24 protein-coding genes are annotated in these 25,861 nt (G+C 62.6%); 12 read left to right on the forward strand and 12 right to left on the reverse strand.

Annotation, left to right across the window (positions count from 1 at the left end):
* Positions 1 to 281: 281 nt before the first annotated feature.
* Positions 282 to 1,610, reverse strand: coding sequence for a DNA polymerase IV (locus tag NKJ91_RS11425; protein ID WP_352455640.1), 1,329 nt, complete (start codon positions 1,608 to 1,610; stop codon positions 282 to 284).
* Between the two features lie 68 nt (positions 1,611 to 1,678).
* Between NKJ91_RS11425 and NKJ91_RS11430 the strand changes: the two genes are divergently transcribed.
* Both NKJ91_RS11430 and NKJ91_RS11435 read left to right on the forward strand, forming a co-directional pair.
* Positions 1,679 to 2,254 (forward strand): GNAT family N-acetyltransferase, encoded by a 576-nt coding sequence (locus NKJ91_RS11430; RefSeq protein ID WP_352455641.1) that lies wholly within the window; start codon positions 1,679 to 1,681, stop codon positions 2,252 to 2,254.
* Between the two features lie 95 nt (positions 2,255 to 2,349).
* A complete protein-coding gene (locus NKJ91_RS11435) occupies positions 2,350 to 3,897 on the forward strand; it encodes a hypothetical protein (protein ID WP_352455642.1) in 1,548 nt (515 codons plus the stop codon).
* A 185-nt stretch (positions 3,898 to 4,082) separates the two neighbouring features.
* On the opposite strand, the gene NKJ91_RS11440 is transcribed toward NKJ91_RS11435, so the two are convergent.
* Positions 4,083 to 4,382, reverse strand: coding sequence for a DUF3572 domain-containing protein (locus NKJ91_RS11440; protein WP_352455643.1), 300 nt, complete (start codon positions 4,380 to 4,382; stop codon positions 4,083 to 4,085).
* 217 nt (positions 4,383 to 4,599) lie between these two features.
* Between NKJ91_RS11440 and NKJ91_RS11445 the strand changes: the two genes are divergently transcribed.
* The 8 genes from NKJ91_RS11445 (at position 4,600) to NKJ91_RS11480 (ending at position 13,124) form a co-directional block, all read left to right on the forward strand.
* Positions 4,600 to 4,971, forward strand: coding sequence for a response regulator (locus NKJ91_RS11445; protein ID WP_006334976.1), 372 nt, complete (start codon positions 4,600 to 4,602; stop codon positions 4,969 to 4,971).
* A gap of 33 nt (positions 4,972 to 5,004) precedes the next feature.
* Positions 5,005 to 6,378 (forward strand): PleD family two-component system response regulator, encoded by a 1,374-nt coding sequence (locus NKJ91_RS11450; protein ID WP_023679987.1) that lies wholly within the window; start codon positions 5,005 to 5,007, stop codon positions 6,376 to 6,378.
* Positions 6,379 to 6,840: 462 nt separating this feature from the next.
* The gene (locus tag NKJ91_RS11455) at positions 6,841 to 7,575 is read left to right on the forward strand and encodes a FadR/GntR family transcriptional regulator (protein ID WP_023679986.1); all 735 of its coding nucleotides are present in this window, start codon (positions 6,841 to 6,843) and stop codon (positions 7,573 to 7,575) included.
* Complete coding sequence (locus NKJ91_RS11460) at positions 7,572 to 8,759, forward strand: PLP-dependent transferase (protein WP_352455644.1); 1,188 nt, start codon at positions 7,572 to 7,574, stop codon at positions 8,757 to 8,759. Before NKJ91_RS11455 ends, NKJ91_RS11460 begins: the two co-directional genes overlap by 4 nt.
* A gap of 29 nt (positions 8,760 to 8,788) precedes the next feature.
* Positions 8,789 to 10,066, forward strand: coding sequence for an ABC transporter substrate-binding protein (locus tag NKJ91_RS11465; protein ID WP_031212851.1), 1,278 nt, complete (start codon positions 8,789 to 8,791; stop codon positions 10,064 to 10,066).
* 214 nt (positions 10,067 to 10,280) lie between these two features.
* Positions 10,281 to 11,204 carry a carbohydrate ABC transporter permease gene (locus NKJ91_RS11470; protein ID WP_352455645.1) on the forward strand — a complete coding sequence of 308 codons (924 nt, stop codon included), beginning with the start codon at positions 10,281 to 10,283 and terminating at the stop codon, positions 11,202 to 11,204.
* Positions 11,204 to 12,052 carry a carbohydrate ABC transporter permease gene (locus NKJ91_RS11475; protein WP_352455646.1) on the forward strand — a complete coding sequence of 283 codons (849 nt, stop codon included), beginning with the start codon at positions 11,204 to 11,206 and terminating at the stop codon, positions 12,050 to 12,052. Before NKJ91_RS11470 ends, NKJ91_RS11475 begins: the two co-directional genes overlap by 1 nt.
* A 4-nt stretch (positions 12,053 to 12,056) precedes the next feature.
* Complete coding sequence (locus tag NKJ91_RS11480) at positions 12,057 to 13,124, forward strand: ABC transporter ATP-binding protein (RefSeq protein WP_352455647.1); 1,068 nt, start codon at positions 12,057 to 12,059, stop codon at positions 13,122 to 13,124.
* A gap of 68 nt (positions 13,125 to 13,192) precedes the next feature.
* Here the strand turns inward: NKJ91_RS11480 and rpmG are convergent, their stop codons facing one another.
* The 9 genes from rpmG to NKJ91_RS11525 form a co-directional block, all read right to left on the reverse strand.
* Positions 13,193 to 13,360: a 50S ribosomal protein L33 gene (gene rpmG / locus NKJ91_RS11485; protein WP_006201775.1), complete on the reverse strand. Its 168-nt coding sequence runs from the start codon at positions 13,358 to 13,360 to the stop codon at positions 13,193 to 13,195.
* Positions 13,361 to 13,679: 319 nt separating this feature from the next.
* Complete coding sequence (locus NKJ91_RS11490; protein ID WP_352455648.1) at positions 13,680 to 14,048, reverse strand: YybH family protein; 369 nt, start codon at positions 14,046 to 14,048, stop codon at positions 13,680 to 13,682.
* A gap of 51 nt (positions 14,049 to 14,099) precedes the next feature.
* A complete protein-coding gene (locus NKJ91_RS11495; protein WP_352455649.1) occupies positions 14,100 to 14,561 on the reverse strand; it encodes a YqfO family protein in 462 nt (153 codons plus the stop codon).
* 109 nt (positions 14,562 to 14,670) lie between these two features.
* Positions 14,671 to 15,846 carry an MFS transporter gene (locus tag NKJ91_RS11500; RefSeq protein ID WP_023679978.1) on the reverse strand — a complete coding sequence of 392 codons (1,176 nt, stop codon included), beginning with the start codon at positions 15,844 to 15,846 and terminating at the stop codon, positions 14,671 to 14,673.
* 16 nt (positions 15,847 to 15,862) lie between these two features.
* A complete protein-coding gene (locus tag NKJ91_RS11505; protein WP_352455650.1) occupies positions 15,863 to 16,597 on the reverse strand; it encodes an NUDIX hydrolase in 735 nt (244 codons plus the stop codon).
* Positions 16,598 to 16,669: 72 nt separating this feature from the next.
* Positions 16,670 to 17,122: a DUF983 domain-containing protein gene (locus tag NKJ91_RS11510; protein WP_023679976.1), complete on the reverse strand. Its 453-nt coding sequence runs from the start codon at positions 17,120 to 17,122 to the stop codon at positions 16,670 to 16,672.
* Positions 17,122 to 19,428 (reverse strand): ribonuclease R, encoded by a 2,307-nt coding sequence (gene rnr, locus NKJ91_RS11515; protein WP_502896617.1) that lies wholly within the window; start codon positions 19,426 to 19,428, stop codon positions 17,122 to 17,124. The genes NKJ91_RS11510 and rnr overlap by 1 nt, the downstream gene beginning before the upstream one ends.
* A gap of 6 nt (positions 19,429 to 19,434) precedes the next feature.
* Positions 19,435 to 22,050 carry a type I DNA topoisomerase gene (gene topA / locus NKJ91_RS11520; RefSeq protein ID WP_352455651.1) on the reverse strand — a complete coding sequence of 872 codons (2,616 nt, stop codon included), beginning with the start codon at positions 22,048 to 22,050 and terminating at the stop codon, positions 19,435 to 19,437.
* 446 nt (positions 22,051 to 22,496) lie between these two features.
* Positions 22,497 to 22,874: a COG4315 family predicted lipoprotein gene (locus NKJ91_RS11525; protein ID WP_352455652.1), complete on the reverse strand. Its 378-nt coding sequence runs from the start codon at positions 22,872 to 22,874 to the stop codon at positions 22,497 to 22,499.
* A gap of 187 nt (positions 22,875 to 23,061) precedes the next feature.
* On the opposite strand from NKJ91_RS11525, the gene NKJ91_RS11530 reads away from it, so the two are divergent.
* Positions 23,062 to 23,808, forward strand: coding sequence for a cytochrome c biogenesis CcdA family protein (locus NKJ91_RS11530; RefSeq protein ID WP_031212847.1), 747 nt, complete (start codon positions 23,062 to 23,064; stop codon positions 23,806 to 23,808).
* Positions 23,809 to 23,861: 53 nt separating this feature from the next.
* On the opposite strand, the gene NKJ91_RS11535 is transcribed toward NKJ91_RS11530, so the two are convergent.
* Positions 23,862 to 24,767: an SDR family oxidoreductase gene (locus NKJ91_RS11535; protein ID WP_023679971.1), complete on the reverse strand. Its 906-nt coding sequence runs from the start codon at positions 24,765 to 24,767 to the stop codon at positions 23,862 to 23,864.
* Positions 24,768 to 24,896: 129 nt separating this feature from the next.
* Here NKJ91_RS11535 and NKJ91_RS11540 point away from each other — a divergent pair, with 129 nt between their 5' ends.
* Positions 24,897 to 25,844 (forward strand): AraC family transcriptional regulator, encoded by a 948-nt coding sequence (locus tag NKJ91_RS11540; protein WP_352455653.1) that lies wholly within the window; start codon positions 24,897 to 24,899, stop codon positions 25,842 to 25,844.
* Positions 25,845 to 25,861: the final 17 nt, after the last annotated feature.

The following is a 25,861-nucleotide window of genomic DNA, read 5'->3' on the forward strand; positions in this document are numbered from 1 at the left end:
CTGGCTCGCGGTCATGTAGGTATAGCCGGTCATGGCTGAAGGGTAGCTGGCACAGTTGCGGATACAAGCGCCGTTCTGAGCCGCTGTATTCTTCGGCTGACGTCACGGCATGGATCCCAGGGTCTCCGCGACGTCGCTTCGCTCCTGCTCCGCCCTGGGATGACGAAGACGTGGTGGCTTATCGCTAATCGCAACCTTGGAGATTGGCAGCCCGATCGGCAGGCTCCCATCCACAGCCCTTTCAGGCTCTGTCAAAGAACCAAAACCTCTGTGCAGAGGAACTAGTCCTCGACCGGTTCGGGCGGATGGGCATCGCGGCCCTTGCCGAAGGTATAGCCGGTTTCCACCGCCCTGCGGCCGAACTTGCCGCGCAGCGTGTCGATGGCGCCTTCGGCCATGGCGCGCTTGCGTGACTGGACGTCGACCAGGTCGGGCGGGTCCGCCCGGTCATCGTCGGAGAGATCGCTGACGCCAATGCCGAGCAGCCGGTATTTCGTGCCATCCGCTTCCTTGCGCAGCAGCTCGAGCCCGGTCTGAAAGATGCGGTCGGCCAGCCGGGTCGGATCGCCGAGTTGGCGATTGCGCGTGCGGATCTTGAAATCCTGGGTCTTCAGCTTGAGGACGACTGTGCGTCCGGCAATGCCGGATTTCTTCAGCCGGGCCGAGACTTTTTCCGACAGCGCCCTCAGCACCGAAACCAGTTCGTCGACGGAGGCGATGTCGGTATCGAAAGTGGTTTCCGCCGAGACGCTTTTCGCGTCCTGGTCGGGAACGACGCGACGGTCGTCCTCGCCGCGCGAAAGCCGGTAGAGCCGGTCGCCCATGACGCCGTAGCGGCGCATCAGATCGCCACGTTCCATGCGCTGCAACTGGCCGATGGTGCGGACGCCGTCGCGCTCGAGCGTGGCGGCAAAGGCCTTGCCGACCCCCCAGATCAGCGTCACCGGCTGCTCGGCCAGGAAGCCGATAGACTCGGCCTCGCCGATCACCGAAAAGCCGCGCGGCTTGCGGAAGTCCGACGCCACCTTGGCCAGGAACTTGCAGTAGGAAAGACCGGCCGAAACGGTGATGCCGATCTCCTTTTCCACGCCGAGTGCGAAGCGCGCCAGCACCACCGCAGGCGGCAGGCCATGCAGGCGCTCGGTGCCGGCGAGGTCGAGAAAGGCCTCGTCGATCGAGAGCGGCTCGACCAGCGGCGTCAGCGCCTGCATCATGGCGCGCACCTCGCGGCCGACGCGCACGTATTTTTCCATGTCCGGCGGCAGGACCACCGCTTCCGGGCAGGCTTCGAGCGCCTTGAACATCGGCATTGCCGAGCGCACGCCGTGGATGCGGGCAATGTAGCATGCGGTGGAGACAACGCCGCGCTTGCCGCCGCCGATGATCAATGGCCGGTCCTTCAACGCCGGGTTGTCGCGCTTTTCGACCGCCGCGTAGAACGCGTCGCAATCGATATGGGCAAGGCGCAGCCGGTAGAGCTCCGGATGGCGGGCGAGCCGTGGACTGCCGCAGCGCTCGCAATGGCGTGCCTCGCTGCGCTGAAAACTCAGGCAGTCGCGGCAAAAACCGTGTTCGGGATTGTTGACAGGGGCCGCCATCGCTGCGAACATAAAGAGAACAAATGCAATGGTACGTCAGGACGGACGCCACGACAAGGCGGTGGGCCGGGAGAGAGCTCATGAATACGACCATAGCGCCGCTAGTGCCCGAGCTTTGGGCGGATTTCGAAGATCTTTTCGGTAGGCAAGGCGCCTGCTACGGCTGCTGGTGCACACATTTCCGGCTGTCGCCCGCAGCGCGCCGCGCGAGCAACCGGGAACGCAACAAGGACCACATCAAGGCGCGGATCGAGGCCGGGCCGCCGCCCGGCCTGTTGGCTTTCGAGGGTGGCCAGGCGGTCGGCTGGATGCAGATCGGCCCGCGTGCCGACGTGCCCGAATGGAACAACCAGGGCAGGGGGTCGGCGCCGATCGACCCCGCCGACGCCAGCGATCCGGGTGTCTGGGCGATCTCCTGTTTCTTCATCCGGACCAAGGCGCGGGGCAGGGGCGTGTCGCACCGTCTGGTCGCGGGCGGCATCGAGTTCGCCCGCCAGAACGGCGCGCGGCTGATCGAAGCCTGCCCGATCGATCTATCGAAGGATTCGCGCTCGATCGGGCTGTTCGTCGGCTCGTCGCGGGTCTTCGAAAAGGCCGGGTTCCAGCGGTTGGTCGAACGTAAGCCAGGCCGACCGCTGGTGCGGCTGGTGCTGTAACAGCCGCCGCAACACATAGGCCTTCTCTTGCGGCTGCGATGGTATTTGCCTACCAGTGATGACGGCTTGAGGGCCGCGATTAAGTGAGGATCGACATGAAGCGCGTTTTGCCACTTGTTTTGCTTCTTGCCTGCAGCGCACCGGCCTTCGGCCAAGCGGTCGACAGGCAAGGCGCGAAGCAGCTTTCCGACGATCTGGCGCACTACATCGGCAAGAAGCTGTTCGATATCGGGTTCGTGAAAATTTCAGTCGACGGCGATGCCTACAAGCTCGCTTTCGACTTCAAGCCAGTCACGGATTTGATGGCAAAGCAGCAAGCCTTCAAGTTCGACGTCACGCCTTACTTCATCTTGGTCAAGCCACGCAAAGACGGTCAGTGGGACGTTTCGGCGGACGTGTCCCCGAAGGGGTCTGTTGATTTCGTCGGTCCGGAGGGGCCGCAGCACATCGACTTTTCCATTTCAAACAACAAGTTCACCGCTATCTATGCCCCTGATCTGGCGGCCTTTGTGAACGCCTCGGGTTCCACTTCGGGCGTCACGATGAGTGTAAAAAGCCCGCTGCAGAATGTGGAAGCCTCTGCGGATGGCGGCGCTGGCAGCATGAGCGCGACGAAATCAGCGAATGGCGGCATAGATTTTGCGTATTCACAGACAATGACCGCCTTTGCCGAAACCGTCAGACTGGACGATCCCAAGAGCGGTCTGAAATTCTCATACAATGTCAAATCGCCGCACGCGGCGGTGGATGCGACCGGCAAGGGTTTGCGGACAAAGCCGCTGCTCGACCTGCTTGCTTTCATCGTGGCGACTGATGATGCAGCCAAATTCAAGGCGGATGAGGCGGAGTTCAAATCGCTTCTGACGGCAGCACTGCCATTGTGGGAGCGGATCGACGGCACCTACGGCTTCAAGGACTTTGTGGTGGAGAGCCCGGTGGGCAAGTTCGGTGCGACGCAACTGAATACCGCCGTCGGCATGGACGGCATCGCCAAGGACGGCAAGATCAACTACGCGTTCAGGGTTTCCGGCCTGACAATACCACAGCAGGTGCTGCCCAGCTGGAGCGTTGCGTTGCTGCCGACGGATATCGACCTCAACTTCGGCGGCGCCAACATCGATCTGGACAGCATGGCGAAGAAAATCATCGAAACCCTTGATTTCAGCAAGGATCCACCGCTGCCGGCAGATTTCGGCAACCAGATCTCCGCCGATTTCCTGGCCAAGACGCCAAAGGCCATTCTCGGACACAGCACGATCAAGAACGGCAACATCGAGATTGCGATGGAAGGTGAAATGACGTTCCCCGGCAAGAAGCCCGAGGCGAGCATGACCATCGATGTCGCGGGCTATGACAAGATTGTGGAGGCTCTGCAAACGGCGGCCAAGACCGAGCCGGAAGCGGCGCAGTATTTCCCGTTCGCACTCGCCGTCAAAGGATTTGGCAAGGCACTGCCGGATGGTCGACTGGAATGGGTCGTCAACGCTAAGGCAGACGGTTCGGTCACGGTCAACGGCGCCATGCTGAAGCCGGCCGATGCCGTTCAGGACAACCCCATCATGGACCCAAGCGAGGCTACTGTTCCGGATCATGGCTCGGGCGAGAATGACAATGGCGGGGCAGGGGCGAAGTTGAAACCCTAAGTGCCGAGCTTGGAGCGGTTCATCGTTTCACGGAAACGCCGAACCGCTCCATGTCTTTGTTTTTTGCGCAATTCCGGACGGAAAACCGTTTCACACTTTTCCTGGAATTGCTCTACACGCGGCTGGCGTCAAAGCCCGAGTGCACTCACGATTTTCGGCGCGGCGATCTGTCTCGGGATCGCCGCTTATATCGAATGCTCATGATTATCGTCGCCGAGCGGCAGCGCCCGCAATGCCTTGCCGACTGCGGCGGGCGGCGTTCCGGTCTCCTCGGAAAAACGCATCAGCGTCGGCTCGTGGGCAAGGATGAACTGCAGCACGCCGGCCAGGAATCCCGGCTCGCCCGCCGCCCGGCGGATGGAATGGGCTTCGATGCCGGTGATCGCCAGGAAGCGGGGCAGAAGTTCCGGATCGGCGGCGACGAAGCCCAACGCCTTTACGGCAACCGTTTCCGCTTCCTCGCGCATTGACGCTGCGTTTGCCATTGCTACCTTCCTTCATGGGCGGAATCGTTCTGTTTTCGCAGTAGTGGCAAGTGTCGCCGGCAGCAAGCTCGCCGACCTGGAATCCGAACGCTTTTAGGGCGGCCGGTTTCCGTTTCGTCAATCATATTGCCGTATAGTGGGAACAGGTTTGGTGCGTGCCGACAAGGGGCGCATGACGGCACCCTTCGCGTGGAAGGCCAGCCGGGACGGGAAATCGATGCCAAAGAAGGTTATGATCGTCGAAGACAACGAGCTCAACATGAAGCTCTTTCGCGACCTCATCGAAGCGAGCGGCTACGAGACGGTGCGCACACGCAACGGCCTGGAAGCGCTGGATCTGGCGCGGCAGCACAGGCCGGACCTCATCCTGATGGACATCCAGCTGCCGGAAGTGTCGGGCCTCGAGGTCACCAAATGGCTGAAGGAGGACGATGATCTTCACGTCATCCCGGTCATCGCCGTCACCGCCTTCGCGATGAAGGGGGACGAGGAGCGCATTCGCCAGGGCGGCTGCGAGGCATATATCTCCAAGCCGATCTCGGTGCCGCGTTTCATCGAAACCATCAAATCCTACCTGGGCGATGCCTGATGTATCTTTCCAGCCGAGCCGGAGCTTTGTGAAATGACCGCGCGGATCCTCGTCGTCGACGACATCCCAGCAAATGTCAGGCTGCTGGAGGTTCGGCTGCTCGCCGAATATTTCGAGGTCCTGACCGCCACCAACGGGCCGGACGCGATCGAGATCTGCGAGAACGGCAAGGTCGACGTCGTGCTGCTCGACGTGATGATGCCCGACATGGACGGGTTCGAGGTCTGCCGGCGGCTGAAGGGCGACCCGGCGACATCGCACATCCCTGTCGTGATGATCACCGCGCTCGACCAGGTTTCGGACCGGGTGCGCGGCCTCGAGGCCGGCGCCGACGATTTTTTGACCAAGCCGGTCAACGATCTGCAGTTGATGACGCGCGTCAAGAGCCTGGTCAGGCTGAAATCGCTGACCGACGAGCTGCGGCTGCGCGCCTCGACGACACGCAATATCGGCATCGAGGAGCTTTTGAGCCGCAACTTCGCTGCCGACGATGCGGTGCCGAAGGTGCTGCTGGTCGACGAGCGCAAATCCTCGTTCGAGCGCATCCAGAAGATGCTGCGCGGCAGTGCCGATCTCGACGTCGCCAACGATCCGCATGCCGGCTTCTTCCAGGCCGCCGAGCAGCCGTATGAATGCGTGATGATCTCGACGGCCTTCGCCGATTTCGACCCTCTGAGGCTCTGCTCGCAATTGCGCTCGCTCGATCGCACCCGTTTCCTGCCGATCATCCTTCTGGCGGACGAGGGCGAGGAGGGGCGTATCATCCGCGGCCTCGAACTCGGCATCAACGATTATCTGATGCGGCCGATCGACCAGCAGGAGCTGACCGCGCGGCTGCGTACGCAGGTGCGCCGCAAGCGCTACAACGACCAGCTTCGCGCCAGCGTCACCCAGACCATCGAGATGGCGGTGACCGATGCCCTGACCGGCCTGCACAACCGCCGCTATCTCGACAGCCATTTGCAGACGCTGTTCGACCGCGCCGTGGCACGGCGCCGGCCGCTGTCGGTGATGATCACCGATCTGGACCGCTTCAAGAGCATCAACGACGCGCATGGCCATGACGGCGGCGACGACGTGCTGCGCGAATTCGCGCGGCGGCTGCGCAAGAATGTGCGCGGCATCGATCTAGCCTGCCGCTTCGGCGGTGAGGAGTTCGTCGTGGTGATGCCGGACACCGACGGCGCGGTAGCCGAAAAGGTCGCCGAGCGCATTCGCGCCGAAATCGCCCAGCTGCCGTTTGCCGTCGGCACCGAAGGCAAGGCCGTCGAAGTCACCGTCAGCGTCGGCGTGTCGTCGGTGCTGAAGGGGGTAGACACGGTCTCGGCGCTGATGAAACGCGCCGACCTCGCGCTCTACGAAGCCAAGAGCGGCGGCCGCAATCGCGTCGTCGCCAAGGCGGCTTAGCACCGAACACCAATTGCCGGGTCAACGCGACAAGGTTACGAATTTACCTTAATCCAAGCGATTTGCGAGGCTTGGTTAAGAAACGGTTGATTTCCATAAGTTGTTGCGCAAATGTGCAGCCCTTAGACGTAACCGGCACGAGGCTAGATCGCCGGTTCGACCCGAAGAATACCCCATGATGCTCAGGTCCGCCGCATCTCCTGGGTCCGTGGGGTCGGCCGGCCGGCGCTGGCACATAGTGGCCTCCTCGTACCGCTGCCAAACGCCGGCCGGCCCCCAATTTTCAAAACACATCAGGATTCTACGCCAAGACCAGGAAAACGCTTGGTTTTTGTTGCGGCAGCGACAGCGCCCTTTGAAATAGCCGGCTGGGCAGAGCCTATGCGCCCGCAGTCGGTTGACAGGGCCTGTCTTCTATGCAGAAATTGGTTGGACCATTGAGCCATTTGGTGACCCGTTCGCATGACCGAATTCGGCCTTTCCCCCATACAGGCAACTGCTCGCGACGACGCGGTGCTCAAGGCGCTGGCCGGCTTTGTGATGCGGGAAGCTCTCGGGCCCGGCCAGAGACTGCCGACCGAACGCATCCTTGCCGAGCGCCTCAAGGTGAGCCGCAACACCGTGCGCGAGGCGCTGACGCGCTGGGAAGGGCTCGGCCTGGTCGAACGGCGGCAAGGCAGCGGCACCTATCTCAAGGGAGTGGTCTCGCTGGACATGCTGCACATGCCGCTGACGCTGGCCGGCGGCAATGATTTCACCAGCCTGATGCAGACGCTGGAAATCCGCCGGGCACTGGAAGCGGAAGCCGCCGCCCTGTGCGCCGTCCGCGCGGGCCAGGCAGATCTCGTCGAGATCGGGCGCAAGCTCGACATTATGGAGCAGGCCTTCCACACCCGCGCCGGGATGTCGGCGGAGGAGGACTGGGAATTCCATCAGTCGATCTACCGCAGTTCCGGCAATCCGCTGTTCGAGCAGATCATCGCCGCCATGCACGAACTGTTCCATCGTTTCTGGGAGCATCCGCTCGGCGTGCGTGATTTCGGCCACGCCAGCTTTCCTTACCACCGCACCATCTACGAACGCATCGCCGCGCACGATCCGGAGGGGGCCCGGGCCGAGGCGCTCAAGCTGATCGCCACCGTCGAGGACGATCTGAAGCGCGGCGCGGCCAAACTCGAACTTTCAGGCCAGAAATGAGCGATCATCCCGCCGGTTTCGAAAACGACTATCTCGCCGAGGCAGCGACGCTTCTCGCCCATGACGAGCCTTTCCCCGGCGGCGCGGTGGTCCCGCCGATCTACCAGACTTCGCTCTTCACCTTCGCCAACTATTCCGAGATGGCCGACACATTCGCCGGCAGGCGACGTCAGCCGATCTATTCGCGCGGCGACAACCCGACGGTCATGGAGTTCGAGGCGCGTGTCGCCGCTCTCGAAGGCGCGGAGGCCGCGCGCGGCTTTTCCAGCGGCATGGCGGCGATCAGCGCCACGGTGCTTGCTTTCGTCGGTGCCGGTGAGCGCATGGTTGTCGTGCGCAATTGCTACGGCGATGCCTACCGGCTGTTCGAACGGCTTTTGCCACGGCTCAACATCAAGGTCGACTATGTCGACGGTTCCGATCCGGATGCGGTCGCGGCAGCACTTCCCGGCGCCAAGCTGCTCTACCTGGAAAGCCCGACGTCGATGATGTTCGAGCTCCAGGACATAACCCACCTGGCGCGGCTGGCCAAAGAGCAGGGCATCATCACCTCGATCGACAATTCCTGGGCTACGCCGGTGTTCCAGAAGCCGATTTCGCACGGTGTCGATCTGGTGCTGCATTCGGCCTCGAAATATCTCGGCGGCCACAGCGACACCGTCGCCGGTGTGGTGGCCGGTTCGGCCCCCCATATCCGACATATCAACGAGCAGACCTATTCCTATCTCGGCGGCAAACTTTCGCCTTTCGAGGCCTGGCTGTTGCTGCGTGGCCTGCGCACATTGCCGCTGCGGTTGCCGCATCACATGAAGAGCGGGCTGACCATCGCCGAACGGCTGAAAGCGCATGACCATGTCGAGCGGGTCAACCACCCGGCCTATTCCAACCATCCAGGCAAGGCGACGCTTGCCGGCTATGCCGGGCTGTTCTCGTTCGAAGTGACGGAAGACGTCGACATCCCGGCTTTCGTCGATGCGCTGAAACTCTTTCGCATCGGCGTCAGCTGGGGCGGCCATGAGAGCCTGGTCGTTCCGGCAAAGGCCTCGCTCGAGCAGACGCCGGGCCTGAATTCGATGGCGCGCTTCGGCGTCAGCCCACGAACCATCCGCTTCAGTGTCGGATTGGAAAGTGTCGAAGACCTGTGGGCGGATGTTGCCCGGGCCTTCGACAGAGCAAAAAGATAAAGGAGCCGTTCAAAATGGGAGTGCTGAACATGAAAAAACTGAGCATCCTTCTTGGTGCCGTCGCGGGTCTGGCGATTTCCGCCGGCAGCGTGCTGGCCGATTCCACGGTCAAGATGGTCGAGGTCATCACCAGCCCGCCGCGTACCGAATTCCTCAAGAAGCAGATCGCCGAATTCGAGGCGGCCAATCCGGGTGTCAAGGTCGAGCTGGTATCGCTGCCCTGGGGCCAGGCGTTCGAGAAGTTCCTCACCATGGTGCAGGCCGGCGACACGCCCGACATCGTCGAGATGCCGGAACGCTGGATGGGTCTCTATGCGACCAACGGCCAGCTCGAGGATCTCGGGCCATACATGGCCAAATGGGACGATGCCAAAACGCTGGGCGAGCGTGCCAAGCAGTTCGGCTCGACGGTCGATAACAAGCAGTACATGATCCCTTACGGCTATTACCTGAACGCGCTGTTCTGGAACAAGAAGCTGTTCAAGGAGGCCGGTCTGGACGGTCCGCCGGCGACGCTCGATGAATTCGTCGAGGACTCCAAAAAAATCTCGGCGATACCGGGCAAATACGGCTACTGCCTGCGCGGCGGCCCGGGCGCCTTCAACGGCATGCATATGTTCATGAACATCGCAGCCGGCAAGGGCGGCTATTTCAACGAGGACGGCACCTCGACCATCAACGAGGAAGGCTCGGTCAAGGGCCTGCAGATGCTCGCCGACATGTACAAGAACGGCCTGGCGCCGAAAGATGCGGTGAGCTGGGGTTTTAACGAGACCGTCACCGGCTTCTACAGCGGCACCTGCGCCATGCTGAACCAGGATCCTGACGCGCTGCTCGGCATCGCGGACAAGATGAGCGCCGACGATTTCGCCGTGGCGCCGATGCCGGTCGGGCCGAGCGGCAAATCCTATCCGACGCTCGGTTATGCCGGCTGGGCGATGTTCGCCAATTCCCAGCACAAGGACGATGCCTGGAAGCTGATGGCAACGCTGTTGTCGCCCAAGGACAATCTGGAATGGGCAAAGGAAGTCGGTGTCATTCCAATCCACAACGGCGCCGACCAGGACGCCCACTTCAGGACCGAGCAGTTCAAAGGCTGGTTCGAGGAACTGAACAACGGCGACAAATACGAGATGGTGACGCCTCCGACGCATCTGGAAAACCTTGGCAATTTCGTAGACCAGGTGGCGATCAAGAATTTTCAGGAAGTGCTTCTTGGCCAGAAGGCGGCCAAGGACGTGGCCGACGAATGGGCCAAGTTCCTGACCAAGGAACAGCAGGACTGGCTGGCCAAGAACAAGAAATAGCTTTTGTTCCTTCTCCCCGTTCACGGGGAGGGGGTGTCACGACGTGACGGATGAGGGGCGGCGCCAACCCGACTTGGCTCGCGCTGCTTCTCATCTGCCTGCCCGTCCTCCGCAGCAGCTGCGCTGCAGCTGCGGAGGGTGGACCGGCATCTCCCCGTAAACGGGGAAGGCGCTGTCGCCAGCCCGTGCTTACCCAGGAGACGATCAAGTACCAATGACCTATGCCGTGTCCGAAATCCGATCCGCCGGCAGGCCGCGAAAGAAGCGGCTATCCCATGCCGCGATCGAGCCTTGGCTCTATCTCAGCCCGGCGATCGCGCTGCTGGTCGTCGTGCTCCTGGTGCCGCTGGTTATCGGTGTCGGCTACTCGTTCCGCAAATTCTCCGCTTTCAAATCCGAATATGTCGGGCTTGGGCAGTATCAGGCGATGCTGTCGGATCCTGTGCTCGGGCAGGCGCTCGTCAACACGCTATGGTGGACGGCAGCCAGCCTGTTCTTCCAATTTTTCCTTGGACTTGGCCTGGCGCTGCTGCTCGATACGCCGTTCCGGGGCAGAAAGATCGTGCAGGCCGTGGTGTTCCTGCCTTGGGCGGTACCGTCCTTCCTCTCGGGCCTGACCTGGGCCTGGCTGTTCAACCCGATCATCGGGCCGCTGCCGCATTGGCTCTACGCCTTGGGGCTGAAAGCCGAGCCAACCAACGTGCTCTCCGATCCCTCGACAGCCATGTGGGGGCCGATCGTCGCCAATGTCTGGTTCGGCATTCCCTTTTTTGCCGTCACGCTTTTGGCGGCGTTGAAGTCGATCCCGTCAGAACTGCATGAGGCGGCGGCGATCGACGGCGCCTCGCCGTGGCAGCGCTTCACCAAGGTGACGCTGCCGTTCCTGGCGCCGACCATCGTCATTACCGTCATGCTGCGCACGATATGGATCGCCACATTCGCCGACCTGATCTTCGTCATGACCGAAGGCGGGCCTGCCGGTTCGACCGCCACGGTGCCGGTCTATATCTATGTCAGCGCGTTCAAGTCACTGGATAAGGGCTATGCCTCGGCGGTGGCGGTGCTGCTGCTTGTGCTGCTCATCGTCTATGCGATTGCGCTGATAGGCATCCGCCGCTCGCTGGTGAGGCACGTCTGATGATTGCCGGACGCTCCGTCTCCTCGCGCATTCTCGGCGGCATCGGCCTTTACGGCGCCATCGCCGCCTATATGGCCTTCGCGCTGTTCCCGATCTTCTGGACGTTGAAGATCTCGGTCACGCCGGAGCGGCTGCTCTATTCCGAAGGCATCACTTTCTGGCCGTCGCAAACGACGCTGCAGAACTTCGTCACCGTGCTCGAAGCCACCGATTTTCCGCGCTATTTCCTGAACAGCGTTATCGTTTCGGTGTCGACGGCAGCCTTCGTAACGGTCATTGCCACGCTGGCCGGCTACGCCATGTCGCGATTTTCCTTCCGCGGCAAGGCGACCCTGGCCATCCTGCTTTTGCTCACCCAGACTTTTCCGCTGGTGATGGTCATTCCGCCGATCTACCGCATCATGGGACAGATCGGCCTCATCAACAGCCTGACCGGCCTCGTCATCATCTACACCGCGTTCAATACGGCCTTTGCGACCTTCCTGATGCAATCTTTCTTCGACGGCATCCCGCGAGACCTGGAAGAGGCAGCCATGATCGACGGCTGCACGCGCCTGCAGGCGATGCGCAAGGTGATCGTGCCGCTGACGCTACCCGGCATGGGCGCGACGCTCGGCTTCGTCTTTACCGCCGCCTGGAGCGAGTTGCTGTTTGCGCTGATGCTGATTTCCAGCGACGACCAGAAGACCTTCGCGGTCGGCCTGCTCACCTATATCGGCAAATTCGCGGTCGACTGGGGACAGATGATGGCTGCTTCCATCCTGGCGCTGATCCCGGTCTGCGTCTTCTTTGCCTTCCTGCAACGCTACCTCGTCACCGGCCTTACCGCCGGTGCCGTCAAGGGATAGATCGATGGCCTCCGTTACACTCGACAAAGTCCGCAAAGACTATGGAGCCGTGCGCGTTCTGCACGCGGTCGATCTCGAAATCGCCGACGGCGAGTTCGTCGTTCTGGTCGGCCCGTCCGGCTGCGGGAAATCGACACTGCTGCGTATGATCGCCGGGCTGGAGGAAGTCTCCGACGGCGAAATCCATATTGGTGAGCGCCTGGTCAACGACATTGCGCCAAAGGACCGCGACATTGCCATGGTGTTCCAGTCCTACGCGCTCTATCCGCACATGGACGTGTCGAAGAACATGGGTTTCAGCCTGATGCTGAGAAAGGCCGGCAAGCCGGCGATCGATGCAAGGGTGGACAGTGCCGCCAAGCGGCTCGGGCTCGGTGCGTTTCTGCAGCGCCTGCCGCGGCAATTGTCTGGCGGCCAGCGTCAGCGCGTCGCCATGGGCCGTGCCATCGTGCGCGACCCGAAGGTCTTTCTCTTCGACGAGCCGCTTTCGAACCTCGATGCCAAGCTGCGCGTTCACATGCGTGCCGAGATCAAGGCGCTGCACCAGCAATTGAAGACCACTTCGGTCTATGTCACCCACGACCAGACCGAAGCGATGACAATGGCCGACCGCATCGTCGTCATGCATGACGGCCTCGTCCAGCAGGTCGGTGTGCCGCTCGATCTGTACGACCGGCCGGTCAACATGTTCGTCGCCGGGTTCATCGGCTCGCCCGGCATGAATTTTCTGCCTGCCGTGGTTGAAAAGGGCGCCAAGCCGGATGCCATCCTGGCCGACGGCCAGAAGCTGAGGCTGCCGGACGGCATGCCGCTCAGGGATGGCGATGCGATCACCGTCGGCTTGCGGCCCGAGCATATCCGGCTCGCCGACAATGGCGCGCTGAAGGGCGAGGTGGGTGTCGTGGAGCCGCTCGGCCTGTCCACCCAGTTCTATGCCGGGCTTGCCGGCCAGCAGGTCTGCGTGTTTGCCATGGGCCGGGCCAGCGTGAAGCCGGGTGAGGCCGTGCGCCTATCGGCTGATCCGGCATCGCTCCATCTGTTCGATCCGGCAAGCGGCGATCGCATCGGCTAATCCTGCATCCCGAAATGAAAAACGCCGCCCGGAAGGCGGCGTTTCGGTACCGCGAGAGAAAACCCCGATTACTTGATCTTGGTTTCCTTGAATTCGACGTGCTTCTTGGCGACCGGGTCGTATTTGCGGAACGACAGCTTGTCCGTCTTGGTGCGGCTGTTCTTGCTGGTCACGTAGAAGAAACCGGTGTCGGCGGTCGACAGAAGCTTGATCTTGATGTTTGCGGCTTTGGCCATGATGTTCGTCCGTTAATGTTCGTGGAGTTTTGGCCGCTGGAGCACGGGAAACACCCGGACGCGGGAAACTTGCCGCGACACATAAAGAACGCGCCCGGAAAGTCAACCCTTGTCCAGGTTCTGTGTCGTAAGCAGATGAGTTGTCCGGATTAGGTGGCACATGAGTTGTCCGGGTTTATTGCCAGCCGATGGAGGCTGGGGACGAAGCGGACATTGATGTGCTACCAAAACCCGACAATTTGATTGGGTGCCGACAGCCGCGGGAGGCTCCTGTGTGCCTCCGGCCGTCCTCCGGGTGGCGTCTCAGTTTGAATGCTAGCTATGAGTATCGAGCGATGGACGGCTGATCGATCACCCAAAGCCAGTTCCCGTCACCTTGCCGGCGAGCGATTTCCGCAGTAACGGTGCCATCGGCAAGGCGCGTGGAAGTGAGCGCCAAATCCCTGTTGATGATAGCCGGACGCTGATCTCCGAGATCAAACTTTCGTCCCGCTGCCACCAACTTGGCGTAAAATCGGCGGATGGCATCTCTGCCGCAGGCCAACTGTCCGTTGCCGGTAGCGAGGATGGCACCGGGTTCGTAAAGAGCAGCCATTCCTTCCGCGTCTCCCGCTTGCTCGCGAGAAACCAATAGCCGCGCCAGGTCCTGGGGATCGCTTGCCGGTTTGCGGTTTGCTTCATCATTCATCGGCAGGCTTCCTGACAGCCAAATTCAAACCGAGATACGACCAGGTTCCGGTCACTCCGCCGCGACGGTTTCCCGTTGCAACGCCTTCTTCCAGTCTCCCGTCGTGTTCCACCAGCGGTTCGGGTTGGCGCGGTCGTCGAGACCCTTGGAGCGGCTGGCAAGCAGTGGCTGAATGCGGATCACCGGCTCCTGATAGCTGTGAACCTGGTAAATCGCTTCGACGACGCGAGCGGCGAGCTTCTGGTCGTCAGGCAGTTCGAACGACACCTCGACAGTCCCTGGCCGCCTGCGCAATTCCGTCTCGGCGCCAGCGGCGGCACCTTCAAGCGGCCGGTAGCGTTCGATGCCGTCCGCCGACTGGAAAGCATTGCTGTCATATTTGCCCATTCCGAGCGGTACGATCGCGACCACCGCCTCCATGATGCGGTCGACATCGGCTGCCGGTGCCTGAAAGGTCACCAGCAGCAGCAATTCCATCCGCAGCGATTTCGTTTCAAAGCCACTATCGATCATCCGAGGTCTCCCTGCTATGCATTTTGGGGGAGCATATACTCGAGCCCTCCTGACATGGTTGTGTCAGGAGTTGGTCAGCAGTGGGAGCGATGTCGGCAGCTGGGCCGACTCAGAGGATTTTGCGGAGCAGCCTGGTGCCGACCAGCACGATATAGCAGGCGAAGAACAGGCCGAGCGCCCAACCGAAGCCCGACGGCCCGAAAGCGTCCATGCCGATGCCGATTGCCTGCGGGCCAAGCACCATGCCGACGCCGTAGCAGAGAACGAAGGCGGCGTTGGCGGAGGCCAGTTCGTGGCCGGAAAGCTGGGAGCCGAGGTGAGCAAGACCGATTGTATACATAGCGGCGACCACACCGCCCCAGATGAACAGAAGCGCTGCCATCAAATGCCAGTTATGCGCGAAGAACGGCATGAAGACCGTGCCGGCAAGCCCGACAGTGGCACAGGCCATCAGCAGATAGCGGCGGTCGCTGACGCGGTCGCTGATCATGCCGATCGGGATCTGCAACAGCACATTGCCAAGCCCGATCATGGTGAGCAAAAGGGCGGCGTCCGCCTCTGAGTAGCCGATGCGGCTACCGTAGACCGGGAACAGTGCAAAGCCGCCGGTCTCGACCGCGCCGAACACCAGCACGGCGGCGGTTGCCGTCGGCACCAGCCAGATGTAACGCAGGAAATTGCTGGTTTCGCCGTCCGAGACGATCGTCGGGCTCTCGTTGCGTGCCGCCAGGACCGGTATGGCAGCGAGCGTAACCAAGGCGATGGTAACGCCGAAGGGCAGGAAGCCACTGCTGCCGAGATGGGCGAACAGCCAAGGCCCGGCGGCAAAGCCGAGAGACAGCACGGTGGCATAGATGCCGAGGACCAGTCCGCGCCGGTGTGGCGGCGCCGAGGTGCTGATCCAGAATTCCGACAGGATGAACAGCACCGTCAGCGCGATATGCAGCAGCACGCGCAGCGGAAACCACATCCAGAAAGCTGGCGCGAAATGGAAACCGACAAAGGCCAGCGCTCCGGCCGCAATCATGGCAAGCATCGTCCAGGCGACCCCGAACCGCATGGCAAGCGGAGTGGCGAGCGGCGCGCCGGCGATAGAGGCGAGGCCGGCGACCGCGGTGTTGAGACCGATCATCGACGCGGAATGGCCACGCGTTTCCAGGATCACGCTGAGCAGCGGCATGCCAAGGCCGATGGCAATGCCGACGACGCTGATCGACGAGATCGCCGCGACCATCGGCAGCCAGTGTACGCGTTCCTTGCCCTGCGGCTGGATATCGACTGTCATGGAATGCCTGGCTGCTCTAGAGAATTTCGCGGACGAAGCGATTGCGGACAAGCCGGTAGAACGGCACGGGACCGCCGGGGCTCAGCAGCGGATCCCGGGCGAGCCGGGTTTCCAGCTCCTCCAGGACCGTGCGCGTGATGTCTGGAATATCGGCTTGCCGGGCCTTGGCCAGCGGCAGCCAAACGACGTCTTCCAACTCGTCGGTCGGACCGCCATCCGGCAGTTGCACGGCGACATCGTCGCGCCATGCGGCGAGAAAGCGCGTATCGAAGCGGCGCACCCGGTTGGGCGGGGTGATGGCGCGTGCGACGAAGCGCAGCGCTTGCAGTGATGGGATGACGCCGTGTTCGACAAAGCCCTGCCAGTCGCGCCTGGCGGTTGCGAACACGCCTTTTTGACCGATCAGCAGGCCGGCCTCCTCATAGGCTTCGCGGATTGCCGACAAGGCAATGGCGCGGGCGCGAGCCGGGCTGGTGCGGCCGATGCCAGCGGTCAATCTCGCTTCTTCCTCGGGATGAAGTGCGGTGGCTATCGGGATGCGGCTGTCGGCCGGATCTGTGCGGCCGCCGGGAAACACGAATTTTCCCGGCATGAAGGCATGACGGGCGTGGCGCCGGCCCATCAGCACCAGGAATTCGTCGCCCTTGCGGTCGAGCAGGATCAGCGTCGCGGCGTCGCGCGGGCGTATAGGCTTGGCATCGAGCGCGATCCGCTCAACCTTGTCGATTTCCGCCTTGGTCATAACGTCCATGCGCTCGACCTAGCGGAATCTTCTCCGATGCGGAAGTGGCGTCCAGCCATGCCGATTGCGCCAGCCTCGGTTTCAAGCCTCGGGATGCGACTCGATCAGATCTTCTTCACCGCCAAAGCCGTGCATATAAAATGCCCATTGCAGGCCGATGACAGCGCCCTTGACTGGCTGCAGCAGGACGACGGCGAGAATGATGGTCAATGGCACCCAGATGGCGATGTGCTGCCAGGTCGACAGCGTCGAGGTCGCTTCGACACCCATGAAGGCGCCGAGCACGATGTGGCCGACAATGACCACCACAAGATAGGCCGGCAGGTCGTCGGCGCGATGGTGGTGAAGTTCCTCGCCGCAATGATCGCATTTGTCGACGGTCTTGACGAAGGCGCGAAACAGCTTGCCCTCGCCGCAATGCGGGCAGCGGCCGAGCATGCCGCGCTTCATTGCCGTCCATAGCGGCCGGGCGGTCCGGCCCGAGTGATGTTCGCCGCCGAAAATCCGTTCTTCCACCTGCAGTTCTGTTGGCATTACCGTCTCCTGCCGCGCGAGCCTGGACGCGATTGCGACGCCCGGGCGCGGCCTTTGGCCTTGTGGAACGACCGTTTGGAGCCGGGCAGCGGCTTTGGCTCGGTCAGCATCTCGAAACGCATCGCGCCGGCCATCGGCGCCACCTCGATCAGGCGAACCTCGACGCGATCAGCAAGCTGATAGCCCTTGCCGGTGCGTTCTCCGAAAAGCGATCGAGCAGTTTCGTCGTATATATAGTAGTCGCCGCCCAGGGTTGAAACCGGAATGAAGCCATCCGCGCCATACTGCGGCAATTGGACAAACAGGCCCGATTTGGTGACGCCCGAGATGCGGGCGTCGAAACGGTCGTCGATGCGCTCGGCGAGATAGGCGGCGATCAGCCGGTCGACCGTGTCGCGCTCGGCGGCCATCGCGCGCCGCTCGGTCGCCGAAATCAGCGCCGAGACCTCTTCCAGCCGCTCCGCCTCGTCCTGCGTCAGGCCCCCCGGACCAAGGCCGAGTGCGGCAATCAGCCCGCGATGCACGATCAGGTCGGCATATCTGCGGATCGGCGAGGTGAAATGCGCGTAGCGCTTCAGGTTGAGGCCGAAATGGCCGATATTGGCGGGCGAATATTCGGCCTGGCTCTGCGAGCGCAGCACCACTTCGTTGACCAGCCCCTCATTGTCGGCGCCGCGCACGCGAGCGAGGATGCCGTTGAACTGGTTCGGCCGCATTTGCGCGCCGCGCGCCAGCGACATGCCGAGCGTCTGCAGGAATTCACGCAACGATTCCTGCTTGGCGAGCGAGGGCGCATCGTGGATGCGGTAGACCAGCGCCTGGCGCTTCGCCTCGAGTGTCTCGGCGGCGGCGACATTGGCCTGGATCATGAACTCTTCGATCAGCTTGTGCGCGTCGAGCCGCTCCGGCACGACGACCTTGTCGACGGTGCCGTCCTGCTTGAGCAGGATCTTGCGCTCGGGCAGATCGAGCTCAAGCGGCTGGCGCGTGTCGCGGCCGCGCTTCAGGATCGCGTAGGCGTCCCATAGCGGCTTCAGCACCGTATCGAGGATCGGGCCAGTCGTGTCATCCGGTGCGCCGTCGATCGCCGCTTGCGCCTGCTGATAGGCGAGTTTCGCCGCCGACTTCATCATGACGCGATGGAAGGAGTGTCTGAGTTTGTGGCCATCGGCCGAGAAAGTCATCCGCACCGCTATCGCCGGACGATCCTGGCCTTCGCGCAGTGAACAGAGGTCGTTCGAGATGCGCTCCGGCAGCATCGGCACGACGCGGTCGGGGAAATAGACCGAATTGCCGCGCTTCAGCGCTTCGCGATCGAGCGCCGTGGCATAGCGCACGTATGCAGCGACATCCGCAATGGCGACGGTGACAACCACGCCGCCGGCGTTCTTCTCGTCGGTGTCGGGCATAGCGAACACCGCGTCGTCATGATCCTTGGCGTCGGCCGGATCGATGGTGAGCAGCGGCAGCTCGCGCCAATCCTCGCGGCCGGCAAGCGTCGCCGGCTTGACCGCCTCCGCCTCGGCGATAACGTCGGCGGGGAAAATATGCGGAATGTCGTGTGCGTGGATGGCGATCATCGAGACCGCCTTTTCGCTGGTCAGCGACCCCAACACCGCCAGAACCTTGGCTCGCGGCAGCCCGTAGCGCGAGGCCCGCGCCGGCTCGACCTCGACCAGGTCGCCGTTCTTGGCGCCGTTCTGGAATTCCTTGTCGACGACCAGCTCCGGCTGACGCCTTTCCACCGGCTCGATGCGGAACGTGCCGTCCTTCAGCACACGGAAAACGCCGAGAACCGCATCGGTGCGCTTCTCGAATATCTTCATCACCCGGCCGGTATAGGCCGGGCCTGCCGGATCGTCGGTCGGAAAGGTCTTGGCCAGCACGCGGTCGCCGATGCCCGGCGTCGGGCCATTGCCGCCGCGCGACACGCGGATCGCTATGACCGGAGGTTCGCCATTGCCGATCGCTTCGGTCGGGTGCGCCAGCAGCACACCGTCGGCGTCACGGCCGAAGATGTCGAGCACCGCGACGTGGGGCAGGGCGCCGACACGGGCAAGCCGCTTGCGCTCCTTGGTCAGCAGGCCTTCATCCTGCAGGTCGCGCAAGACGTCCTTCAGCCAGATACGGTCTTCGCCGCGTAGCGCAAACGCCTTGGCGATGTCGCGTTTTCCGGCGCGGTCCGGATTTTCGGCGATGTAACGCAGTATCTCGTCGCGTGAAGGCCGGTAATTGTCCCTGACCTTGGCACGGGTATCGGCGGTGCGCAGATCGCCGTGGCTTCTTCCGGAGACTTTGCGCGCCAATCCGTCCTATCCCTTTTTCCTGGCCGCCGGTTTTTTGGCCGCAGCCGGTTTCTTCGCAGGCGCGGCCGCTTTGCGGAAGGGCTTCCTGGCGCCGTTGCCGCCCTTGGCTTCCTTTTCCGCAATGAGCGCCACCGCATCCTCGATCGTCACCGATTGCGGATCCTTGCCCTTCGGCAGCGTCGCATTGACCTTGCCGAAATTCACATAAGGCCCGTATTTGCCGTCGCGCACGACTATCTTGCCGCCGCCGGCAGGATGCTCGCCCAGTTCCTTGAGCGCAGCGGCTGTGCCGCCATTGCGGCCGCCTTTGCCCTTCAATTGCTTCTCGGCGATCACCGAGACGGCGCGATTGAGGCCGATCGAGAACACGTCCTCGATGCTGTCGAGATTGGCGTAGGTGCCGTCATGCAGCACGAACGGCCCGTAGCGCCCCAGCCCGGCCGAAATCATCTTGCCGGATTCCGGATGCTTGCCGACGTCGCGCGGCAGCGACAACAAGGCGAGCGCCTTTTCGTGATCGATCGAATCGACCGTCCAGCCCTTGGGCAGACTGGAACGCTTGGCATCCTTGCCGTCGCCGCGCTGGATATAGGGGCCGAACCGGCCATTGCGCAGCGTGATCTCCTCGGCGGTATAGGGGTCCTTGCCGAGCACTTTGGTGCCGTCTTCACCACCGCCGTTCTCGCCATTGGGATTGGCGGCGTCGCCGAGCTGGCGGGTGAAGGAGCATTCGGGATAGTTCGAACAGCCGACGAAGGCGCCGAACTTGCCGAGCTTCAGCGACAGGTTGCCGGTGCCGCATTTCGGACAGATACGCGGGTTCGAACCGTCTTCGCGCGCGGGAAAGACCAGCGGCGCCAGTTCCTCGTTCAATGCATCGAGGACGTCGGTGACGCGCAACTCCTTGATGTCGGCGACGGCGCCGGAAAAATCCTTCCAGAAATCGCGCAGCACGTCCTTCCATGCGAGCTTGCCGTCGGAAATCTCGTCGAGCTTTTCCTCCAGCGAAGCGGTGAAGTCGTACTCGACATAACGCTCGAAGAAGCTTTCGAGGAAGGCCGACAATAGCCGGCCCTTTGCCTGCGGCACCAGCTTGCGCTTGTCGATGGTGACATAGTCACGATCCTCGAGCGTCTTCAGGATCGCCGTATAAGTCGACGGCCGGCCGATGCCCAACTCTTCCAGCTTCTTGATCAGCGAAGCTTCCGAATAACGCGGCGGCGGCTCGGTGGTGTGCTGGGTGGCGTTGATCGCCTCGCGTGTGAGCTGCTCGCCGGCACGGATCTCGGGCAGGCGGCGGCTTTCCTCGTCTTCCGAATCTTCTTCCTTCTGCTCGATGTAAGCGGCAAGGAAGCCGTCGAAGCGAACAACCGAGCCTACAGCGCGAAGCTCGGCGGTGCGCGGGCCGTTGACTGCCTCTATCTCGACCGTGGTGCGCTCTATCTCGGCCGGCTGCATCTGGCTGGCGATGGCGCGTTTCCAGATCATCTCGTAAAGCCGCGCCTGGTCGGCGTCGAGATACTGCTTGACGGAAGCCGGCGTGCGCATGAAATCGGTCGGACGGATCGCTTCGTGCGCCTCCTGGGCATTCTTGGCCTTGGCGGAATAGTAGCGCGGCTTTTCAGGCAGGTATTTAGGGCCGAATTCCTTGGCAATCGCATCGCGTGCGGCAGAGATCGCCTCCGGTGCCATCTGCACGCCATCGGTCCGCATATAGGTGATCAGGCCGGTGGTCTCACCGCCGATCTCCATGCCCTCATAGAGCCGCTGCGCCACCTGCATGGTGCGATTGGCCGAAAAGCCGAGACCCGATGAGGCTGCCTGCTGCAGCGTCGAGGTGGTGAAGGGCGGCCCGGGATTGCGCTTGGTCGGCTTCGCTTCGACAGACGCCGCCTTGAAGCTGGCGCCTTCGAGCATCGCTTTGATGTCGTCGGCCTGCGCCTTGTTGGAAATGTCGAGCTTTTGCAGCTTCTTGCGCTCGAAGGCGGTCAGCCGCGCCTCGAAATTTTCCTTGCGCGGCGTACCGAGAATGGCGGCGACCTGCCAGTATTCCTCGCGGATGAAGCGCTCGATCTCGGATTCGCGGTCGCAGACCAGACGCAGCGCCACCGACTGGACGCGGCCGGCGGAGCGGGCGCCGGGCAGCTTGCGCCACAGCACGGGCGACAGCGTGAAGCCGACCAGATAGTCGAGCGCGCGGCGGGCGAGATAGGCATCGACCAGCGGCGCGTCGATCTGGCGCGGATTGGCCATCGCCTCCAGCACGGACGCCTTGGTGATGGCGTTGAAGACGACGCGGCTGACCGGCTTGTCCTTCAACGCGCGCTTTTGCTTCAGCACTTCCAGGACATGCCAGGAGATCGCTTCGCCCTCGCGGTCCGGATCGGTGGCGAGGATCAGCCCGTCGGCGTCCTTGACCGCCTTGGCAATATCGGCGAGACGCTTTCCAGACGCGGTGTCGACGGCCCAGGACATGGCAAAGTCCTCATCCGGACGCACCGAGCCATCCTTGGCCGGCAGATCGCGGACATGGCCGAACGAGGCCAGAACCTTGTAGTTCTTGCCGAGATATTTGTTGATTGTCTTCGCCTTGGCCGGCGATTCGACGACGACGACGTCCATACGGTCTCATATCAGTTGTGATGCGGCAGAAGAATTCCGCTGCGCGCGACGAAATCTCGTTCAATGTGTCGCTCACATGGCCGCGCTTTTGCATCCGGTCAAGGCCAAGCAGTCAAAATGCGGCCCTGTACCGAATGTGCAACCTAACGGCGCCATGCGATTTTCCGCAATCCTGGATAAGGGAAATGGCCAGCCTATCACTGGACAAGCCCGGCAATTGATCCTGGAGAACGGGACAAACTCTCCCGCGGATATAAGAGAAACATCGAGCACGCGCCAGCCCTGCTTGAACAGATGCTGTGAAGCGCGCAATCGGTAGCCCGGCATTTTGCTCGGACAGTCGCAAGGAAGTACCGTGCTGAAAAGCTGGCCGCCAGGGCGGTTGGGTCGAGTTCCCAGCGACCAACCGTGTTACCGCCTGTTACAGCCGATCAGAAGCTCAAGGCCTAGTCGGCCTTGGCGATGTGCCAGACGCCGCCGACACCCTCGCCGGTCACGTCGCCGGTCTTCTTGTCCTTGATGAACGTGTAGAGCGGCTTACCTTCGTAGGCCCACATCCTGGTGCCGTCGGTGCGGTCGACGATCGTCCACTCGCCCTCGGCCTTGGCGTTGGCGTCAGCCTTCAGCGGCGGCCAATTGGCGGCGCATTTGTCGTAGCAGTTCGACTTGCCCGCCTCGTCCTTGTCGTAGGTGTAGAGCGTCATGCCGCTGGCGTCGGTGTAGATCTTGGTGCCGCCGACCTCCGCTTCCTTCCACGCCTCGGCGGCGAAGGATGCGGCAGTGCCGAGCAAAAGCGCGGCCATGCCAATTGGGATCGTTTTCATGGACTTCTCCCTGGATCATTCGAAAAGCGCGCGGAACAACGCAGCTTCGTTTGATCAACGCTGCCTGGCTGCCCTTTCTTCCCGGGCGGGCGTCGACTTGCTACCCAATGTGATGGGGCCACGCGATGGTGATTGGCGGACGACCGCCGTCGCGGCTATATGGCTGCGCAGTCATCGGGAGACGGAAATGGCATTGGACGTCGGCTATGTCAGTGCGATCGGGGCGGGAGCGATTTCCTTCCTGTCCCCCTGCGTGCTGCCGCTGGTGCCGCCTTACCTGTGCTATATGGCCGGCGTGTCGGTCGACGATTTTCGCGGCGAGGCCGGCATTACGGCAAAGGCCGGTGCGCGAGGCGCGCTGGTTAATTCCTCCATCGCCTTCGTGCTCGGCTTCTCGACCGTCTTCGTCGCGCTCGGCGCCGGTGCCTCGACCATCGGCCATCTGCTGCGGGTCTGGCAGGAGCCGCTGGCAATGGCGGCCGGCGTGCTGATCATCCTGATGGGGCTGAATTTCCTCGGCGTACTGCGCATCCCTTTGCTTTCACGCGAGGCGCGCTTCCAGTCACAAGGCAAGCCGGCCAGCCTGATCGCCGCTTACGTAATGGGCCTGGCCTTCGCCTTTGGCTGGACGCCCTGTATCGGCCCGGTGCTGGGGCCGATCCTGACGCTTGCCGGCGGCCGCGAGACGGTGGGCGAGGGCGCGCTGCTGCTTGCCGCCTATTCGCTCGGCCTCGGTATTCCCTTCCTCGTTGCGGCGCTGTTTTCAGGCGCCTTCATGCGCTTTCTCGGGAAATTCCGCGTCCATCTCGGCCGCGTCGAAAAGGCCATCGGCGCGTTGCTGGTGGTCGCCGGCGTGTTTTTCCTGACCGGCGGCGTGCAGGCGGTGTCCTATTGGTTGCTCGAGAATTTTCCGGTGCTGGGGCAATTGGGATAGGTTTGCCGCCCGGCCGAAGCGCGAGGCCGTAGCTGCGGCGCAGGGCACCGCAGCTACGCGGTCCATTCACCTTCGAAATAGCCCGGCTGGTCGATATCGGCGATGAGCCCGGGTCCGCTCGGCGCCCACCCCAGCAGCGCGCGAGTCCGCTCGCTCGAGGTCGGGACATCCATCGCCGCGAACATCGCGAACCAGCCAAAATGATCGGCGGCTTCTTCCGCGGACTTGGCGACGACCGGCACGTTCAGGCGCCGGCCGATCACGCCGGCGATGTCCTTGAACGGCACGCCTTCTTCGGCGATCGCGTGATATCGCCCGCCATCGGCTCCATGCTCGAGCGCAAGCCGGTAAACGCGGGCGGCATCGAACCGATGCACGGCAGGCCAGCGATTGAGCCCTTCGCCGATATAGGCCGACACGCCCTTCTTGCGAGCGAGGTCGATGAGAATAGGAACGAAGGCGTGGTCGCCTTGGCCATGGACCGACGGAGGAAGGCGCACAACCGACGCGCGCACGCCGCGTGCCGCCAGCGCGGCGGCTGTCGCTTCGGAGGCGCGGGGATACGAAGCGGAAGAGGGGACAGGCGCATCTTCCTCGGTCGCGATACGGCCCCGCGCCTGGAGCGCGGTTCCGGAGGTGACGAGCAGGGGCCGCTCGGAGCCTTCGAGTGCACCGCCCAAGGCCTCGATGGCGCGCCGGTCCATCTCGCAATTTTGCGCGAATTTCGAGAAGTCGTGGTTGAAGCCGGTATGGATCACTCCATCAGCTGCCGCTGCGCCCCTGCTGAGGCTTTCGAGGTCTTCGAGGTCACCTCGATGCACCTCGGCTCCGGTGGCTGCAAGCGACTTGGCCGACGCCGCCGAGCGGGCGAGGCCGAGCACCTGATGGCCGGCGCCGATGAGTTCTTGAACGACGGCAGAACCGACGAATCCGGTCGCTCCGGTAACGAAAACACGCATCACGACTTCTCCTTGTTCGTTTCTGACCACGACCATTTTCGCGGCACAGTTGTGTCGTGATAGGCGCTTGAGAAAATACGATCTATGCGGTAAAGTCCGTATTATCTTCGCAATCGTCCGGAATGACCTGTGGATCCCCTTTCAGATGTGCTCTCGCTGCTGAAGCCGCGAAACTATATGTCGGCCGGTTTCGATGCTGGTGGTGAATGGTCGATCCAGTTCCCCGACCAGCAGCAAAGCATCAAGACCGGAGCGGTGATCTCCGGCCGGTGCTGGCTATTAGTGGAGGGCGTTGCCGACGCAGTGCGCCTTGAGACGGGCGACTGCTTCCTGCTGCCGAGTGGACGGCCTTTCCGCCTTGCAAGCGACATGAGCTTGTCGCCTGTTGAAGCCGTCAAGATTTTTCCGCCAGCGCGGGCCGGCGGTGTCGTGACCCACAATGGCGGCGGTGATTTCTTTCTGGTCAGCAGCCGCTTCGCGCTTGGCGGCAATCATGCCGGCATCCTGTTGCGGATGCTGCCAGCCATTGTGCATATCCGCAAAGAGTCGGACCAGTCGGCGCTGCGCTGGTCGGTGGAGCGGATGATGCAGGAGCTGCGCGAGTCACAGCCGGGCGGCTTTCTGGTGATCCAGCACCTCGCCCACATGATGCTGGTTCAGGCGCTGCGGCTGCATCTTTCGGAAGGATTGAAAGGCGGCATCGGCTGGCTCTTTGCCCTCGCGGACAAACAGATCGGCGCGGCGATCAGCGCCATGCATGACGATCCGGCGCATGGCTGGACGTTACAGGAACTGGCGGAACGGGCCGGCATGTCGCGATCGACCTTTGCGCTCAGATTCAAGGAGACGGTTGGCGCGTCGCCGATGGACTATTTGACGCGGTGGCGAATGCTGCTGGCCGGCGACCGGCTGACGAATTCCAGCGATCCCGTCGCCGTCATAGCGCTTTCGCTCGGCTACGAATCCGAAAGCGCCTTCAGCACAGCCTTCAAGCGGGTCATGAACTGTTCGCCACGGCAATACGGCCGTGGCCGAGCCTCCAGTTTCGCATCACGCAACGAGGCGGAAGCCGCCTGAGCCGATCGGCTTGAGCG

This window comes from Mesorhizobium sp. M0040, assembly GCF_040323505.1.
Lineage (GTDB): Bacteria > Pseudomonadota > Alphaproteobacteria > Rhizobiales > Rhizobiaceae > Mesorhizobium.

What these genes read in the sequence shown, in the direction of transcription:
- NKJ91_RS11425 (WP_352455640.1), bottom strand. Translation starts at nt 1,610, where the DNA reads ATGTTCGCAGCGATGGCGGCCCCTGTCAACAATCCCGAACACGGTTTT.
- NKJ91_RS11430 (WP_352455641.1), top strand. Translation starts at nt 1,679, where the DNA reads ATGAATACGACCATAGCGCCGCTAGTGCCCGAGCTTTGGGCGGATTTC.
- NKJ91_RS11435 (WP_352455642.1), top strand. Translation starts at nt 2,350, where the DNA reads ATGAAGCGCGTTTTGCCACTTGTTTTGCTTCTTGCCTGCAGCGCACCG.
- NKJ91_RS11440 (WP_352455643.1), bottom strand. Translation starts at nt 4,382, where the DNA reads ATGGCAAACGCAGCGTCAATGCGCGAGGAAGCGGAAACGGTTGCCGTA.
- NKJ91_RS11445 (WP_006334976.1), top strand. Translation starts at nt 4,600, where the DNA reads ATGCCAAAGAAGGTTATGATCGTCGAAGACAACGAGCTCAACATGAAG.
- NKJ91_RS11450 (WP_023679987.1), top strand. Translation starts at nt 5,005, where the DNA reads ATGACCGCGCGGATCCTCGTCGTCGACGACATCCCAGCAAATGTCAGG.
- NKJ91_RS11455 (WP_023679986.1), top strand. Translation starts at nt 6,841, where the DNA reads ATGACCGAATTCGGCCTTTCCCCCATACAGGCAACTGCTCGCGACGAC.
- NKJ91_RS11460 (WP_352455644.1), top strand. Translation starts at nt 7,572, where the DNA reads ATGAGCGATCATCCCGCCGGTTTCGAAAACGACTATCTCGCCGAGGCA.
- NKJ91_RS11465 (WP_031212851.1), top strand. Translation starts at nt 8,789, where the DNA reads ATGAAAAAACTGAGCATCCTTCTTGGTGCCGTCGCGGGTCTGGCGATT.
- NKJ91_RS11470 (WP_352455645.1), top strand. Translation starts at nt 10,281, where the DNA reads ATGACCTATGCCGTGTCCGAAATCCGATCCGCCGGCAGGCCGCGAAAG.
- NKJ91_RS11475 (WP_352455646.1), top strand. Translation starts at nt 11,204, where the DNA reads ATGATTGCCGGACGCTCCGTCTCCTCGCGCATTCTCGGCGGCATCGGC.
- NKJ91_RS11480 (WP_352455647.1), top strand. Translation starts at nt 12,057, where the DNA reads ATGGCCTCCGTTACACTCGACAAAGTCCGCAAAGACTATGGAGCCGTG.
- rpmG (WP_006201775.1), bottom strand. Translation starts at nt 13,360, where the DNA reads ATGGCCAAAGCCGCAAACATCAAGATCAAGCTTCTGTCGACCGCCGAC.
- NKJ91_RS11490 (WP_352455648.1), bottom strand. Translation starts at nt 14,048, where the DNA reads ATGAATGATGAAGCAAACCGCAAACCGGCAAGCGATCCCCAGGACCTG.
- NKJ91_RS11495 (WP_352455649.1), bottom strand. Translation starts at nt 14,561, where the DNA reads ATGATCGATAGTGGCTTTGAAACGAAATCGCTGCGGATGGAATTGCTG.
- NKJ91_RS11500 (WP_023679978.1), bottom strand. Translation starts at nt 15,846, where the DNA reads ATGACAGTCGATATCCAGCCGCAGGGCAAGGAACGCGTACACTGGCTG.
- NKJ91_RS11505 (WP_352455650.1), bottom strand. Translation starts at nt 16,597, where the DNA reads ATGGACGTTATGACCAAGGCGGAAATCGACAAGGTTGAGCGGATCGCG.
- NKJ91_RS11510 (WP_023679976.1), bottom strand. Translation starts at nt 17,122, where the DNA reads ATGCCAACAGAACTGCAGGTGGAAGAACGGATTTTCGGCGGCGAACAT.
- topA (WP_352455651.1), bottom strand. Translation starts at nt 22,050, where the DNA reads ATGGACGTCGTCGTCGTCGAATCGCCGGCCAAGGCGAAGACAATCAAC.
- NKJ91_RS11525 (WP_352455652.1), bottom strand. Translation starts at nt 22,874, where the DNA reads ATGAAAACGATCCCAATTGGCATGGCCGCGCTTTTGCTCGGCACTGCC.
- NKJ91_RS11530 (WP_031212847.1), top strand. Translation starts at nt 23,062, where the DNA reads ATGGCATTGGACGTCGGCTATGTCAGTGCGATCGGGGCGGGAGCGATT.
- NKJ91_RS11535 (WP_023679971.1), bottom strand. Translation starts at nt 24,767, where the DNA reads ATGCGTGTTTTCGTTACCGGAGCGACCGGATTCGTCGGTTCTGCCGTC.